The sequence below is a fragment of the Labrenzia sp. THAF191a genome (genome assembly GCF_009363335.1).
Classification (GTDB): Bacteria; Pseudomonadota; Alphaproteobacteria; order Rhizobiales; family Stappiaceae; genus Roseibium; species Roseibium algicola.
On the sequence record NZ_CP045333.1, the window covers coordinates 4,507,349 to 4,524,023 of the forward strand.

At 57.6% G+C, this 16,675-nt stretch carries 6 protein-coding genes; 4 read left to right on the forward strand and 2 right to left on the reverse strand.

What is annotated here, in order from left to right:
* Positions 1-34: 34 nt before the first annotated feature.
* Complete coding sequence (locus FIV05_RS31925; RefSeq protein WP_286202214.1) at positions 35-10,216, forward strand: cadherin domain-containing protein; 10,182 nt, start codon at positions 35-37, stop codon at positions 10,214-10,216.
* A gap of 112 nt (positions 10,217-10,328) precedes the next feature.
* Here FIV05_RS31925 and FIV05_RS20825 read toward each other — a convergent pair whose 3' ends face one another.
* Positions 10,329-11,648 (reverse strand): HlyD family type I secretion periplasmic adaptor subunit, encoded by a 1,320-nt coding sequence (locus FIV05_RS20825; protein WP_152510827.1) that lies wholly within the window; start codon positions 11,646-11,648, stop codon positions 10,329-10,331.
* Between the two features lie 256 nt (positions 11,649-11,904).
* Here FIV05_RS20825 and paaG point away from each other — a divergent pair, with 256 nt between their 5' ends.
* From paaG to paaK, 3 genes are read left to right on the forward strand one after another with little or no spacing between them, the layout of a single operon-like run.
* Positions 11,905-12,699, forward strand: coding sequence for a 2-(1,2-epoxy-1,2-dihydrophenyl)acetyl-CoA isomerase PaaG (gene paaG, locus FIV05_RS20830; protein ID WP_022998693.1), 795 nt, complete (start codon positions 11,905-11,907; stop codon positions 12,697-12,699).
* Positions 12,700-12,711: 12 nt separating this feature from the next.
* Entirely contained in the window at positions 12,712-13,137 is a 426-nt protein-coding gene (gene paaI, locus FIV05_RS20835; RefSeq protein WP_152510828.1) for a hydroxyphenylacetyl-CoA thioesterase PaaI, read from the forward strand.
* 38 nt (positions 13,138-13,175) lie between these two features.
* Positions 13,176-14,486: a phenylacetate--CoA ligase PaaK gene (gene paaK, locus FIV05_RS20840; protein WP_152506576.1), complete on the forward strand. Its 1,311-nt coding sequence runs from the start codon at positions 13,176-13,178 to the stop codon at positions 14,484-14,486.
* A gap of 132 nt (positions 14,487-14,618) precedes the next feature.
* Here paaK and paaZ read toward each other — a convergent pair whose 3' ends face one another.
* Complete coding sequence (gene paaZ / locus FIV05_RS20845; protein WP_152510829.1) at positions 14,619-16,667, reverse strand: phenylacetic acid degradation bifunctional protein PaaZ; 2,049 nt, start codon at positions 16,665-16,667, stop codon at positions 14,619-14,621.
* Positions 16,668-16,675: the final 8 nt, after the last annotated feature.

Here is a 16,675-nt window from a genome sequence, read left to right on the forward strand (position 1 = left end):
GCATGATCGGAAATTGTGCGGACGTGCGACCGAAATGGCAAGCGACACTCAGAATCGAGACACCCAGGAAAACACCTCGGCAGAGGGCAATACTACGGAAACCAGGACGACCCTGAATTCCGATAGCATCCTGCATTCGGGGCTTCTCGATAATCGGGATGAGCATCTCGACAAGGCGCACGACTATCATCTCGACCAGGACATGGGCGAATCCATGGAGCAGGTCAACGCCAACCTGCACCTTGGAAGCGACGAGGAAGAGCAACGCTACGGCGAACAGGAAGACCCATCGTCCGGCGCGCAAGGTATCGGGTTTGAGGATGACGGCACGGAGCTTTCTGCCCTTGAAGACAGCGATGCAGTCAATGCATACGCAGAGCAATTTTCCGACAATTCAACTGGTACACAGGACTATTCAGGTTCGAACGGCGACGATTTCCCGTTGGGTGGCGGTACGTCCGCAAGCATCGCTTCTGCTCTGGATGATGGATCGAACCAGACCTATTCGAATGGCCCTGCGACCAACCCGGGCGACGGCACCTTCAGCAGCCAGAATGGCCAGGTGCAGTCAGGCGCAGGTTTCGATGACAGCAACGACGACCGAGCTGCTGGCATTGTCGCTTCCGATTTGTCTGCGGTCACCGATATCGATGCAACTGAAAACGCCGTTGACGAAAATTCAGCAGTCGGATCTGCAACCGGCATTCAGGCAAGCGCAACTGCCGGAGAAGGGGCAAGCGTTACCTATAGCCTCCTGGACGATGCGGGTGGCCTGTTCTCCATTGATCCCGAGACGGGCATCGTTACGGTAGCCGGTTCGCTCGACGCCGAAACCGCTGGCAGTCACCAGATCATTGTGCTTGCAACCGGATCCGACGGAGCGACGCAAACCGAAACTTTCACGATCAATATCCGTGACGTGAACGAATACGACGTCAGCCCGATCAGCACGGTCGGCGCTGTTGCGAACACAATTTCCGAAGGTGTAGACAGCGGCAGTCAGGCTGGCATCACTGTTGTGGCGACCGACCGGGACGTGAGCGACAGTGTCTCCTACTCCATAGACGACCCGCGCTTTGTCATCGATGACCAGGGTGTGGTCAGCATTGCCGAAGACGCCGTGTTTGACGCTGAAACCGAAGCGACTGTCTCCTTCACTGTGACCGCCACCTCCACCGACGGCTCGCAGTCCACGCAAAGATTCACATTGAAGGTCGAAGACGAAAACGAATACGCTACGTCCGCAGTTCAGGACACAGACACTTCCGCCAACACCATCGCGGAAGATGCTGCTGCTGGTACGCAGGTAGGCGTCACTGCATTCGCCGAAGACAAAGATGCAACGGACACCGTCTCCTACTCCGTCGATGATGCCCGATTCACTGTTGATGAGAATGGCGTGGTGCGGGTTGCTGATGGTGCTAGCTTCGACGCGGAATCTGAAGGCTCCATCGATATCAGAGTGACAGCCACCTCGACCGATGGCTCAACCTCGGAAGAGACCTTCACGATCACGGTGTCTGACGTCGATGAGTATGACGTCACAGCAGTGACCGATACGGATTCTTCGACCAACACCATCGCGGAAGATGCGAGCGCGGGCACCCAGGTTGGCGTGACTGCACTTGCGACGGATGCAGACGCCACAGACACCGTCTCCTACTCCGTCGACGACGCACGTTTCACCATCGATGAGAACGGCGTGGTTCGGGTTGCTGACGGTGCAAGCTTCGATGCTGAAACTGAAGGGTCCATTGACCTCACTGTCACGGCGACCTCAACCGACGGCTCGACCTCGGAAGAGACCTTTACGATATCGGTGTCCGACGTTGATGAATATGACGTCACGGCTGTCACCGACACGGACGCATCTGCCAATACCATTGCAGAAGATGCTGTCGCAGGCACACAGGTTGGTGTCACCGCATTCGCCGAAGACAAGGACGTAACGGACACCGTCTCCTACTCCGTCGATGATTCCCGCTTCACAGTTGATGAAAACGGTGTCGTACGGGTTGCCGACGGCGCAATCTTCGATGCCGAAACCGAAGGGTCCATCGACATCATCGTGACGGCGACCTCAACCGACGGCTCGACCTCGGAAGAGACCTTCACGATCTCGGTGTCTGACGTTGATGAGCATGACATCACCGCGGTGACCGACACAGACACTTCCGCCAACACCATCGCGGAAGATGCAACCGTCGGCACGCAGGTTGGTGTCACCGCATTCGCCGAAGACAAGGACATTACAGACACTGTCTCTTACACCGTAAACGATGCCCGCTTCACCGTTGACGAAAACGGCGTGGTTCGGGTTGCCGAAGGTGCGAGCTTCGATGCCGAAACCGAAGGCTCCATCGATATCACCGTGACGGCGACCTCGACCGACGGCTCGACCTCGGAAGAGACCTTTACGATTGCGGTTTCCGACGTCAACGAAAGCGCAGTGTCCGCTGTCACCGACACGGACTCCTCCGCAAACACCATCGCGGAAGGTGCGACCGCTGGTACGCAGGTTGGCGTGACCGCACTAGCAACTGATTCAGACGCCACCGACACCGTTTCTTATGCAGTCAACGACAGTCGCTTCACCATCGACGATAACGGAGTGGTTCGGGTTGCGGATGGGGCGAGCTTCGATGCGGAAACCGAAGGCTCCATCGACATCATCGTGACGGCGACCTCCACCGACGGTTCGACCTCGGAAGAGACCTTCACGATCTCCGTTTCAGACGTTGATGAGTATGACGTCACCGCCGTGACCGACACAGACGCATCTGCCAATACCATTGCAGAAGATGCTGTCGGAGGCACACAGGTTGGTGTCACCGCATTCGCCGAAGACAAGGACATCACCGACACGGTCTCCTACACCGTCAACGACGCCCGCTTCACGGTTGATGAAAACGGTGTGGTTAGGGTTGCCGACGGCGCAAACTTCGATGCCGAAACCGAAGGGTCAATCGATATCATCGTGACGGCAACCTCGACCGATGGCTCAACCTCGGAAGAGACCTTCACGATCTCGGTATCTGACGTCGATGAGTATGACGTCACCGCAGTGACCGATACGGACTCTTCGGCCAACACCATCGCGGAAGATGCGAGCGCGGGCACCCAGGTTGGCGTAACTGCACTGGCGACGGATGAAGACGCCACAGACACTGTCTCCTACTCCGTCGACGACGCACGTTTCACCATCGATGAGAACGGCGTGGTTCGGGTTGCTGACGGCGCAAGCTTCGATGCCGAAACTGAAGGGTCCATCGACATCATCGTGACGGCGACCTCCACCGACGGCTCGACCTCGGAAGAGACCTTCACGATTGCGGTTTCCGACGTCAACGAAAGCGCCGTGTCCGCTATTACCGATACCGATTCTTCCGACAACACCATCGCGGAAGATGCAAGCGCGGGCACTCAGGTCGGCGTGACCGCCCTGGCAACTGATTCAGACGCCACCGATACCGTCTCTTATGCTGTAAACGACAGCCGCTTTACCATCGACGAAAACGGTGTGGTTCGAGTTGCGGATGGCGCAAGCTTCGACGCCGAAACCGAGGGCTCCATCGACATCATCGTGACGGCGACCTCCACCGATGGATCAACTTCGGAAGAGACCTTCACGATCTCCGTTTCTGACGTTGATGAGTATGACGTCACCGCCGTGACCGACACAGACGCATCTGCCAATTCCATTGCAGAAGATGCTGTCGCTGGCACACAGGTTGGTGTCACCGCATTCGCCGAAGACAAGGACATCACCGACACGGTCTCCTACACCGTCAACGATGCCCGTTTCACGGTGGACGAAAACGGTGTGGTTCGGGTTGCAGATGGCGCGAGCTTCGACGCCGAAACCGAGGGCTCCATCGATATCATCGTCACGGCGACTTCGACTGACGGTTCGACTTCGGAAGAGACCTTCACGATTTCCGTTTCAGACGTCAACGAAAGCGCAGTCTCCGCTGTCACCGACACGGATTCTTCCGACAACACAATTGCAGAAGATGCAAGCGCAGGCACCCAGGTCGGCGTGACGGCCCTGGCAACGGATGCTGACGCCACCGACACTGTCTCCTACTCCGTCGACGACGCACGATTCACTATCGATGAGAACGGCGTGGTTCGGGTTGCTGACGGCGCAAGCTTCGATGCCGAAACCGAAGGGTCCATCGATATCACTGTCACGGCGACCTCCTCCGACGGTTCGACCTCGGAAGAGACCTTCACCATCGCGGTGTCTGATGTTGATGAGTTTGACATTTCAGCTGTTACCGATGCCGACACTTCTGCGAACACCGTAGCGGAAGATGCTGTGGCAGGTACCCAGGTTGGTGTGACCGCATTTGCCGAAGACAAGGACGTCACAGATACTGTCTCATACTCGGTGAACGATACGCGCTTCACTGTTGATGACAACGGTGTCGTCCGTGTGGCTGAGGGGGCGAGCTTCGATGCAGAAACCGAAGGTTCTATCGCCATTATCGTGACGGCGACCTCAAGCGATGGATCGAGCTCTAAAGAGACCTTCACAATCGCTGTTTCCGATATCAATGAAAGTGCCATTACTCCCGTAACTGATACGGACGCAGCGGCAAATTCGATTACCGAAGATGCCGCTGCCGGAACGCAGGTTGGTATCACGGTTCTTGCGACCGACAGCGACATCACTGACACGGTATCCTACTCGGTAGACGATAACCGGTTCACGGTGGACGAAAACGGCGTAGTCCGCGTTGCAGATGGTGCTTCTTTCGACTTTGAAAGCGAACCCAACATCACTCTGACGGTGACCGCGACGTCTTCAGACGGCTCCACGTCTTCGGATGCATTCTCGGTTTCAGTAACCGACGTTGCTGAAGACTATCAGCTCGAAGACGGCGGCCAGACCTTCACCGATGTTTCTGTCGCTGAAACCAGCATCACCGGCGGCTCCGGTGACGATACCATTGTGGCACACGCCGACGGTGGCAACGTCGATGGCGCAGATGGCAACGACACGATTTCCGGAAACAATGCTGCCGATACTCTTGCAGGTGGTGCGGGTGACGACACGATCGAAGGTGGCGCCGGGAATGACACGATCTATGGTGAAAATGCACCTGTGTCCGGCACCTGGCACTACCAGGTTTATGACCACAACTTCAGTGGCGATGCCGGCCAGACTGTCGACATCTCCTCAGGCACGCTGATCGACGAGGGAACGACGGATGCGTTCGACCTGGACACAATTGTCCAGGGTGCACGCGGGTCGGCTGATAACCCTGAAGATTTTGGTGTCATTCTGACGTCCAACTTCACCGCCACAGATGGCGGCACCTATCGTTTCTCCACCCGCTCGGACGATGGATCCACCATCGAGATCTTCGATGCCTATGGCAACCGACTGACGTTCACCAACCAGAACGGTACGCAGACCGACTATCTCGACAACGATTACCACCAATCAGCGACCACCCGCTGGGCGGACGTTGATCTGGAACCGGGTGAGATCTACACCATTGTCGTCAAGGTCTGGGAGAACCAGGGACAAGAGGTTCTCGATGCAACGGTAACGCCTCCGGGCGGAACGTCAGTAGACCTGTTCACCTCCGATTTTGTCAGTGCGGCCGCGGTTATCCCGGGCGACGACACGCTGATGGGCGGTGCCGGCGACGATATGATCGACGGCGGGCTGGGTACTGACACAGCGGTCTACAGCGGCAATTTCGCTGACTACACCATTACCGAGAACGAAGGCATCTTCACCGTTACGGACAATCGTCCAGGTTCTCCCGATGGTACCGACACCGTCGTGAATGTTGAAAACTTCCGGTTTGCCGATGGCGATGTTCTTTCGGGCGATTTGATCGCGCAGGATATTTCTGCCGTTACCGACAAGGACAGCAGCGCAAACACGGTTGCGGAAGACGCTACTGCAGGAAAGGCTGTCGGCGTCACCGCGTTCGCTGAAGATGGAAACACGTCAGATACTGTGTCCTACACCGTAGATGACGATCGCTTTGTCGTGGACGAAAACGGCGTTGTCCGGGTTGCGGATGGGGCCAGCTTCGACGCGGAAACTGAAGGTTCCATCGACATCGTTGTAACCGCCACGTCTTCCGATGGCTCGGCTTCCGAAGAAACATTCACGATTGCCGTGTCCGACGTTAACGAATACGACGTCTCAGCCGTTTCCGACACCGACGCCGCGACGAACACGATTTCCGAAGACGCATCTGCCGGGACACAGGTTGGCATTACAGCACACGCGAGTGACGCGGATATCACCGCGTCTGTGAGCTATTCCGTCGATGACAGCCGCTTTACTGTCGATGCGAATGGCGTCGTCCGTGTTGCCGATGGCGCCAGCTTCGATGCAGAAACCGAAGGATCCATCGACATTGTCGTGACTGCCACCTCCTCTGACGGTTCCACGTCGCAGGAGACCTTCTCGATTGCCGTTTCCGACGTCAACGAGGGCGCCGTTTCAAACGTCACCGATACGGACACCTCTGATAACACGATTTCGGAAGCAGCAACTGCCGGCACTCAGGTTGGCATCACAGCCCTGGCAACAGATGCAGATGCCTCTGACACGGTTTCTTACGCCGTTAATGACACGCGCTTCACAATCGATGAAAACGGTGAGGTTCGTGTTGCAGATGGTGCCAGCTTCGACGCAGAGACCGAAGGGTCCATCAACGTTACCGTGACCGCGACGTCTTCTGACGGCTCGACTTCAACGGAAACCTTTACCGTAGCGGTGTCTGATGTCGACGAATTCGACGTTTCCAGCGTGACTGACGCAGACATCTCGGCAAACACAATCGCAGAAGATGCGACCGCAGGCACACAGGTTGGTATCACGGCGTCGGCAAGCGATGCCGATGTCTCGGATACGGTTTCCTATGCTGTCAACGACAGCCGCTTCACCGTGGACGAAAACGGCGTGGTTCGGGTAGCGGAAGGTGCGAGCTTTGATGCGGAAACCGAAGGGTCAATCGACATCATCGTGACGGCAACTTCAACCGATGGCTCAACCTCGGAGGAAACCTTCACGATCGCCGTTTCCGACGTCAATGAAGTTGCCGTATCCGCGGTGACCGACATCGATGCGACGGCCAATGGCTTCGCGGAAAATGCTGCCGAAGGCACCACAGTCGGTATTACTGTTCAGGCAACGGACAGTGATGTGACCGACACAGTAACCTATACGGTGTCCGATAACCGGTTCACCGTTGGCGACGATGGCCTGGTAACGGTAGCCGCCGGAGCAACGTTTGACTACGAGAGCGAACCGACCATCAACTTGACGGTGACCGCGACGTCTTCTGACGGCTCCACGTCTCAGGAAACCTTTGCTCTTTCGGTTGCCGACGTCGCTGAAGCCTATCAGATGGCCGAAGGTCAAACGACCTTTACCGACACCGGCGTCGCCGAAACATCCATCACCGGCAACGACAGTGCCGACACGATTACCGCTCATGACGACGGCAGCACCATCTACAGCGGAGCGGGCGACGATACGATCTATGGCGGCGCAGGCAATGACACCATCATGTTCGGCGAAGGCAACGACGTCGTTTACGGCGGTGCGGGCGACGATTTCATCGATGATGAGCGCGGCACCCAGCCGAACACCGGTGACAACTACCTGGATGGCGGCGAAGGTAACGACACCATCTTTGGCGGCAGCGGGAACGACACACTGATCGGCGACGCAGGCAACGATAGCCTGTCCGGCGAAAATGACGACGATACCCTTCAGGGTGGCTCAGGCAGCGACAAGCTGTACGGCGGCGCCGGAAACGACACGCTCGAAGGTGGGGCTGGCAACGACTATATCGACGGCGGAAGCGGTACAGACACCGCAATCTATTCCGGTAACCGTTCCGACTATACCGTTACCGAAAACGCGAACGGCACCTACACGGTAGTCGACAACCGATCCGGCTCGCCGGACGGAACCGACACTGTCGTCGGAGTTGAGAACTTCCGTTTCGCGGATGGCGACATTCTTGCAGGCGATCTTGTCGCGAAAGATATTTCCGCGGTTTCGGATACGGACGGTTCTTCCAACAGCATCGCTGAGAACGCAGGCGCTGGCAGCACTGTTGGCGTAACAGCCTTTGCCGACGACGCGAACACCTCTGACAGTGTGACCTATACTGTCGATGACGACCGTTTCACGGTTGACGAAAACGGTGTGGTCACCGTCGCGAGCGGTGCGAATTTCAACTACGAAACCGAGACGGAAATCACGATCACCGTTACGGCAACTTCCACAGACGGATCGACATCGCAGGAATCCTTCACTCTGGATGTCATGGATGTGGCAGAAGACCTGCAGCTTGCAGACGGCGGCGCCACCTTCACTGACGCCGGTGTGTCTGAAACATCGATCAGCGGCGGGTCTGGCAACGACACGATCACTGCCCATGACGACGGTGGCAACCTTTATGGTGGCGCAGGTGATGACACGCTGATTGGCGGTTCAGGCAACGATACGCTGTCCGGTGGAGCGGGTTCCGACACGCTTCAGGGCGGCGATGGCGATGACACGTTGATTGCCGGCGACGGCGCTGCCCCAACAAACGGTGGAACCAATACGGTTGGCGCCACCTACTCTCTCATCCACCTGGGAACCATGGCGGATGTCGACACGGACGAGAACAACGGCGTCAGCGAGAATGCCTCCAGCCTGCTGGGATCTTATGGCGATGCAGGTACCCCCCTCTACACGCAGACGGTGAGAGCAACCGCAAACGACACCAATGGTGACGGGGTACTGGCGGACAACGATTTCAACGGCACGGCAGAGACCCTGACTATCGGCGGCACGAACTATGCCCTAGATTCCCTGCAGACCTTTGATGCGACAGTCACGTTCACGGACGGAACCACCGGAACCATCTCGGCGGTCGTCATTCAGCTCGACAATGGTGATGTCTATCTGGCTCCGGAATACATGTCGAATGCGGATTCCGACCTGCTTTCCAGCAAACCTATCGTTGGAATTTCACTTGATACGCTGACCATCAACGACGCTAGCATGTACGCCAACAGGCTTGACACCGAGTACCAGGTTCCGGGCGACACGCTCGAAGGCGGTGCAGGCAACGATACACTGATTGGCGGTGACGGGGCGGACATGCTGGAAGGCGGCTCCGGCAACGATACCATCGACGGCGGCAAGGGCGCGGATACCGCCATCTATTCCGGGAACTGGGAAGACTACAACATCGTCCAGAACGAGGATGGAAGCTACACGATTTCCGATCTTCGCTCCGGCGCTCCTGACGGTATCGATACGGTGTCCAACGTCGAGAACTTCAGGTTTGCCGACGGAGAAATCCAATCGGAACATCTGATCGATCGCCCAATTAGTGATGTGACCGATACCAACGCGTCCGCCAACACAATCCACGAACTGGATGGTGCCGGCACACAGGTTGGGATCACTGCTTTTGCCGATGACCCGAACGGCGATGCAGTTACCTACACTCTGAGTGACGACCGCTTCGAGATCGATGCCGACGGCAATGTCACGATTGCAGACCATGCGTTCTTCGACAGCGAGATTGAAAATTCGATCGATCTGACGATCACCGCCACTTCCGCGGATGGATCCCAGTCGAGTGAATCCTTCTCGATTGCCGTTACCGGCGAATATGACGTCACCTACAACGATACTGACGAAAGCAATACCGGCAGCGGTGCAGGCTACGACTATACGTACCACCTTGACGGCGCCGGCGGTGATGACGTTATCGAGGGCGGTTCAAACAACGACAGGATCGAAGGCGGCACAGGCAACGACAACATTTCGGCTGGTGACGGCCGCGACCTTATCTTCGGTGGCGACGGGCACGACAACATCAGCGGTGGCGCTGGAGATGATGTGATCATCGGTGGTCTTGGCAACGACAACCTGAGCGGTGGCGACGGTTCCGACCTTTTCATGTACGGCCTGGGCGACGGCAGTGACACCATCAACGCAGGCATGGGGGCCGGTTGGACTGACGTTATCGATCTGGGTGGTGGTCCAGGGATCACTGCCGCCGGCGAATACGGTACGGACTGGACGGTGACGATCACCAACGGCTCGATCGAGACAACAGACCTTGAAGGCGGCAGGCTCGACCTTTCCCAGGATGCCGACGGCTACATCGACTTTGCAGACGGCAGCCGCGTCAACTTCAACGATGTTGAGGAAATCCGCTGGTAGCTGATGTCACCGGACAGCGGTAACTGACGAAAAGCCCCGCCGGAAACGGCGGGGCTTTTCATTTATCTGCCAGAGACAGTATTCGGAAAATGGGATCTGGATTTGACCCGGCTCAACGCTCGCTGAGCGGATCTCCGATTGCGCGGGTGACCGGCTTCAACATGTACTGGAGCACGGACTTGGACCCTGTGACGATCTTTGCGTCGACGACCATGCCCGGTGAGATTGTTTCAGCGCGCGCACCCTGCCCGATCGTGTTGGTTTTCAGCGGGATCATGGCCTTGAAATAGTAGTTTCCGTATTCGTCCCGAAAACTTGACGCCGAAATGACGGAAACTTCTCCCTTCAAGGTGCCTTCGATGTTCGGGTCGAAGGTCGTAACGGCGATTTCCGCCTCGTCACCGACATCCACATGGCCGATATCGCGCGGTGAAACACGAACCTCGGCAACAAGATCGCTATCGCTCGGCACAATTTCGGCAACCACATCGCCAGGCGCCAGTACACTGCCCGGACCTTTGAGATAAAGCGCCTTGATGTGCCCGCTGACCGGAGCTCGCACGAACAGTCGGTCGTACCGGTCTTTCTGTTTATCGGCTTCGAAAGTCAGCTCACTGCGCTCCTGCGCAACCCGGCTGCGCTCCACGGCCTGCTCCTCTTCGGCTACGGCAATCGAACGTTCCAGGCTGGCGGTTGCCTCCGTCAACTGTGCTCGAACGCTGCCGCTCATACCGTTCAGTTCGCTCAAAAGGCTCTGGGCATTTTGAAGAGACGACTTGGCTTCCAGAAAGCGCCGCTTGGATGTGTAACCCTGTTCGAAGAGGTTTTCCTGGATCTTGTACTGTTCCTGCTGGATCTCGATCTGGGTTTCCTGCAGGGCTATCCGTTCAAGGATACTGGCTAGCTCCGCCTGCTTTTCGCTCACCCTCGCCTTCAAGGCCTGCTGTTCTTTTTCCAGTGCCAGGCGTTGCGCGTCATAGGCAGCCTGTTGCGCTTCGCTGAAACCTGCATCGGCGCCTAGTCTCAGGCCATTGGCGGCGCTGCCAAGACCCGGATTTCCGAGCCGCTGCTCTTCGGTCGCCAGAAACTTCAAGCGAGTCTGGACCTTCTCGAGATCACTCGACGCCGCGGTTTCCTGCAACCGAACGATGGGGGTGCCTATTTCAACCAGTTGGCCTTCCTGAACCAACACTTCTGCAACGATGCCACCTTCCAGGTGTCCGACAGTCTGCACCTTGCCTGCCGGAACAATTTCCCCTGTCGCACTGGCGACTTCACGCACCTGACCGATTGCCGCCCACGCCAGAAAAGCCGCCGCAGTCAGCGACAAAACCTGCAAAACGCGCCGGTACGCGACTGGCGGCGGGCCTTCCTCAAGTTCCAGAGGAATGTCCAACGAAAAATTGTCAGCGGTGGTTTTACGGATAAACATGTTGCCCTAGCGCTGGCCGAAACTGGGCTAACTATTGACGATTAAAGTAAATATCAGCTGAATCGGGCTGACCATATTTTAAGCGCCTTTTCTCACAAGAGTTGAAAACCGGACGTGTTGCCAGTGGCGAACCGACCAAAGTGATTTGGCGTACCGGAAAACTGCATTCTGCCTTTGACCAGAACGGTTCGTCGTGCATTAATGTCACAACATTATCGATTTTCATGCAAAAGGTGTGATGCTTTGGGAGGGGCGCATGACAGACCGTGATACTGTGCTCGCTGAACAGCGGGATGGCTGTCTTTTTCTAACACTCAACAGACCGGACCGGCTCAATGCCTTCAACGAAGCCATGCATCATGCGCTTCGCAAGCATTTGACCACAGCAACGGAAGACAGCTCAATCAGGGCTGTGCTGCTGACCGGGGCCGGCCGCGCTTTCTGCGCTGGTCAGGATCTTTCCGATCGCGACATGCGCGGAGGTGGCGAGGCACCTGATCTCGGCGTAACACTCGAGACACTTTACAATCCCCTGGTTCGGCAAATCAGGGCTCTCAGAAAGCCTGTCATCTGTGCGGTCAACGGCGTTGCCGCGGGTGCAGGCGCCAATGTAGCGCTTGCCTGCGATATCGTCCTCGCCGCCCAGTCTGCCCGTTTCATCCAGGCTTTCTCCAAGATCGGCCTGGTGCCCGATTCGGGCGGCACATGGTTGCTGCCACGCCTGATTGGAGAAGCCCGTGCGAAGGCACTCGCCATGACGGGCGAACCGTTGGGGGCCGAGACAGCTGCCTCTTGGGGCCTCATCTGGAAGGCAGTTCCGGATACGGACCTCATGACGGAGGCCGGGACGCTGGCAACGCAGCTGGCCGCGGGGGCAACCACCGGCCTTGCGCTTACCAAGGAACTGATACAATCGGCAGCAGACCAGTCACTCGATCGGCAACTGGACGCCGAGCGCGATAGCCAACGTCAGGCAGGACGCACGAATGATTATCGGGAGGGCGTCACCGCTTTCCTTGAAAAGCGGTCCGCCCGATTTACCGGCGCTTGAATGAGGCACAGAATGACACCGGATGAATTTGCGCGCGCCTGCGCCGATCGCATGTGGTCGCAGGATACGGCGACACAGCACCTGGACATGAAACTTGAAGATGTACGTGCCGGACATTCGTCGATGGCGATGACGGTTACGAAGGCCATGACCAACGGCCACGGCATTTGCCACGGCGGCTATATCTTCACGCTCGCCGACAGTGCCTTCGCTTTTGCCTGCAACACGTACAACCAGGTTACGGTTGCCCAGCATTGCGACATCACGTTTCTGGCACCGGCCCATCTCGGAGACCGCTTGACGGCTACGGCCAGCGAGAAATCGCGTACCGGCCGATCCGGCCTCTACGACGTGACGGTGGCCAACCAGAATGGCACTGTCATTGCCGAATTCCGCGGCAATTCCAGAACGACCAAAGGTACAATCTTGCCGGAATGACGGCGAGCGGCCAGACGGGCTGCTCAAGGGAGGAAAATATGGAAAATCTGGCTCCGCGACCGGGAGATCTTGAGCCTATTGAAACAGCCAGCCGGGACGAATTGTCGGCCCTGCAGCTGAAGAGACTGCAATGGTCCCTCACCCATTCGTATGAAAACGTTCCGCTTTTCAAGCAACGCTTCGACGAGAAAGGCGTACACCCTTCCGACCTGAAGACCCTCTCGGACCTGTCGAAATTTCCGTTTACGACCAAGAGCGATCTCCGGGACAATTATCCGTTCGGTTTGTTCGCTGTCCCGCGCGACAAGATCGTACGCGTACACGCCTCCTCGGGCACGACCGGCAAACCGACGGTGGTTGGCTACACAGCCAACGATATCGACATGTGGGCCGGTCTCGTCGCCCGCTCCATTCGAGCCTCTGGCGGCCGATCGGGTGACATCATCCATGTTGCTTATGGCTACGGTCTCTTCACCGGCGGACTGGGTGCCCATTACGGCGCAGAAAAACTAGGCTGCACGGTTGTACCGGTCTCCGGTGGCATGACGGAACGCCAGGTGACACTTATCCAGGACTTCAAACCGCGCATCATCATGGTGACGCCGTCCTACCTGCTGTCCATTCTGGATGAATTCCGGCGGCAAGGCATCGATCCTCGGGAAACGTCGCTTGCGACGGGGATCTTCGGCGCCGAACCCTGGACCAACGCAATGCGCAAGGAAATCGAAGACGCGTTCGACATGCATGCCGTCGACATCTACGGCTTGTCGGAAGTGCTTGGACCGGGCGTTGCCAACGAATGCGTTGAAACGAAGGATGGTCTCCACATCTGGGAAGACCACTTCTACCCGGAAATCATTGATCCGGTGACCGGCGACGTTCTGCCCGACGGCGAAATTGGAGAGCTGGTCTTCACCACGCTTACCAAGGAAGGCCTGCCAATGGTCCGCTACCGCACGCGCGACCTGACCAGGCTGCTGCCCGGCACGGCCCGGTCCATGCGGCGAATGGAAAAGATCACCGGCCGATCTGACGACATGATCATTCTGCGCGGCGTCAACGTATTCCCGACTCAGATCGAAGAACAGATCCTGAAATGCGAAGGCCTGTCGCCGCATTTCCAGATAGAGCTCTCCCGCTCCGACCGCCTGGACGTCATGACAGTGCACGTCGAAGCCCTGCCGACAGCAGCAACAAGTGACGCACGTCAGGCATCGGCGAAGGAACTCTCTCATCACATCAAGAGCGTGGTCGGCGTATCCGCAAGGATCGATGTTGCCGAGCCCGGCAAAGTGGAACGTTCCGCCGGCAAGGCAAAACGGGTCGTCGACAACAGACCCAAGGAATAAGGAAACACGTAGGCCAGGCGTTCGGAGGACGTTTCTCCAAGACATCAAAATCAGCCGGTCCTTTCCAGACCTTTCGCCAAAGAAAAAGGCCACCTGATCAGGTGGCCTTTTTCATTTGGATATGTGGTTGACTTACGCAGACATCGGCCATTCCTTGGCGACCAATGTCAGAACGTCGTACTGGGCAACAGCTTCATCATTCTGGTTGGTCACAAGACAATCCCACCGCACTTCGCCATAGTCTGCTGAAATACGCGGCGAAATCTCCTTGGCGGTCAACTGAACCTTGAGTGCATCACCTGCGTTCACCGGCGTCATGAAACGCAGATTATCAACGCCGTAATTCGCCAGCACCGGACCTTCATCAGGATCGACGAACAGACCGGCGGCGAAGGAAACAATCAGATAGCCATGTGCCACGCGGCCTTCGAAGAACGGGTTCCGTTTCGCAGCGGCTTCATCCATATGCGCATAGAAGGTGTCGCCGGTGAACTTGGCAAAATGCTCGATATCTTCCAGGGAAACTTCCCGTGCCCCGGTGTTCAGCTGATCGCCGATCTTGAGGTCGGCCAATGACTTGCGGAACGGGTGCCGGCTGTCTTCCTGACCTGGTGCACCGGAAATCCAGCGGCCGGTCACTGCGCCCAGCAAGGCGGGCGTTCCCTGGACCGCCGTCCGTTGCATGTAATGTTTGACCGAGCGCAGGCCGCCAAGTTCTTCGCCGCCACCTGCCCGGCCCGGTCCGCCGTGCACAAGCATGGGCAAGGGAGAACCATGTCCGGTTGAAGACTTTGCACTCTTCCGATTGCCGATCATGACGCGTCCATGGAAAGGCGCCATGCCGAGAACGGCTTCCTCGGCAACCAAGGGGTCGTTTGTGAACAGCGAGGCAACAAGAGAGCCCTTGCCCTTGTGGGTGAGTTCGACCGCTTCCTCCAGCTCGTCGTAGGGCATCAATGTCGCAACCGGTCCGAACGCTTCGACCGAATGAATCGCTTCTGCGCTCATCGGGTTGGCGCAATGCAAAAGTACGGGAGCCGCGAACGCGCCGGTTGCGGGGCTTGAGCCGTCAAGATCAGAAACGATCTCAGCTTCCACCTTCAGATCACTTACGCGCGCAAGCACTTCCTCACGCTGACCGACTGAAGCGAGTGGCCCCATCGACACCGCTTCGTCTCGCGGATCTCCGATCACGGCCTTCCCGAGCCGCTTACCGAGCGCATCAGCAACCGCATCGGACAAATTGCGCGGCACGATGACCCGGCGGATCGCAGTGCACTTCTGCCCTGCCTTCACGGTCATTTCCCGGGCAACTTCCTTGATGAAGAGGTCAAATTCGGGATCTTCAGGGCTGACATCCGGCCCCAGAACCGCAGCATTGAGGCTGTCGGCCTCCATGGAGAAGCGAACGGAATTCTGCACGATTGCCGGGTTCCGACGCAGCATTTGTCCGGTGGCGGCGGATCCGGTGAAGGTAACAACATCCTGTCCCGAGACATGGTCGATCAGATCTCCCGCCGACCCGCAAAGAAGCTGAAGCGAGCCTTCAGGAAGAATGCCGGTCGCCAGAATGTGGCGAACCATCAGCTCGGTCAGATAAGCAGTCTGGCTGGCTGGCTTGACCAGGCAGGGTACGCCCGCGATCAGGGCGGGGGCGATCTTTTCCAGCATTCCCCAGCAGGGGAAGTTGAAGGCGTTGATATGAACGGCAATACCGCGCAGTGGTGTCAGCACATGCTGCCCTGAAAAACTATTGTCCCGTGACAGCGGCTCCACCGCACCTTCGACGAACACCCGGGTGTTCGGCATCTCGCGACGGGCCTTGGAGGAATAGGCGAACATGGTGCCAATGCCGCCTTCAATATCGATCCAGCTGTCCTTGCGCGTTGCCCCGGTCGCGAAACTCTCCTGGTAGAAGATTTCCTTTTGCTCGGTCAGCGCCTGCGCAAGGGTTTTCAGCATCAAGGCGCGCTCGTGGTAGGTCATCTTGCGCAAGGCCTTGCCACCGGTGTCACGCCCCCAGGCAAGTGCCTCGGCAAGGTCCAGACCGGATGCGTCGATCGCGGCGACAGGCGCACCGGTTGCAGCGTCAAGCAGTGGCTTTCCCTCGGCTTTGCCTTGCCTCCAGCTGCCAGCGAGATAGCTTTCCAAAACGCGGACTTTTTGCGGATGAACGGTCATATTGAATT

Bases quoted from the DNA above. Each gene is read 5' to 3' on its own strand.
- paaK (WP_152506576.1), top strand. From the start codon at position 13,176: ATGGAAAATCTGGCTCCGCGACCGGGAGATCTTGAGCCTATTGAAACA.
- FIV05_RS20825 (WP_152510827.1), bottom strand. From the start codon at position 11,648: ATGTTTATCCGTAAAACCACCGCTGACAATTTTTCGTTGGACATTCCT.
- paaG (WP_022998693.1), top strand. From the start codon at position 11,905: ATGACAGACCGTGATACTGTGCTCGCTGAACAGCGGGATGGCTGTCTT.
- FIV05_RS31925 (WP_286202214.1), top strand. From the start codon at position 35: ATGGCAAGCGACACTCAGAATCGAGACACCCAGGAAAACACCTCGGCA.
- paaI (WP_152510828.1), top strand. From the start codon at position 12,712: ATGACACCGGATGAATTTGCGCGCGCCTGCGCCGATCGCATGTGGTCG.
- paaZ (WP_152510829.1), bottom strand. From the start codon at position 16,667: ATGACCGTTCATCCGCAAAAAGTCCGCGTTTTGGAAAGCTATCTCGCT.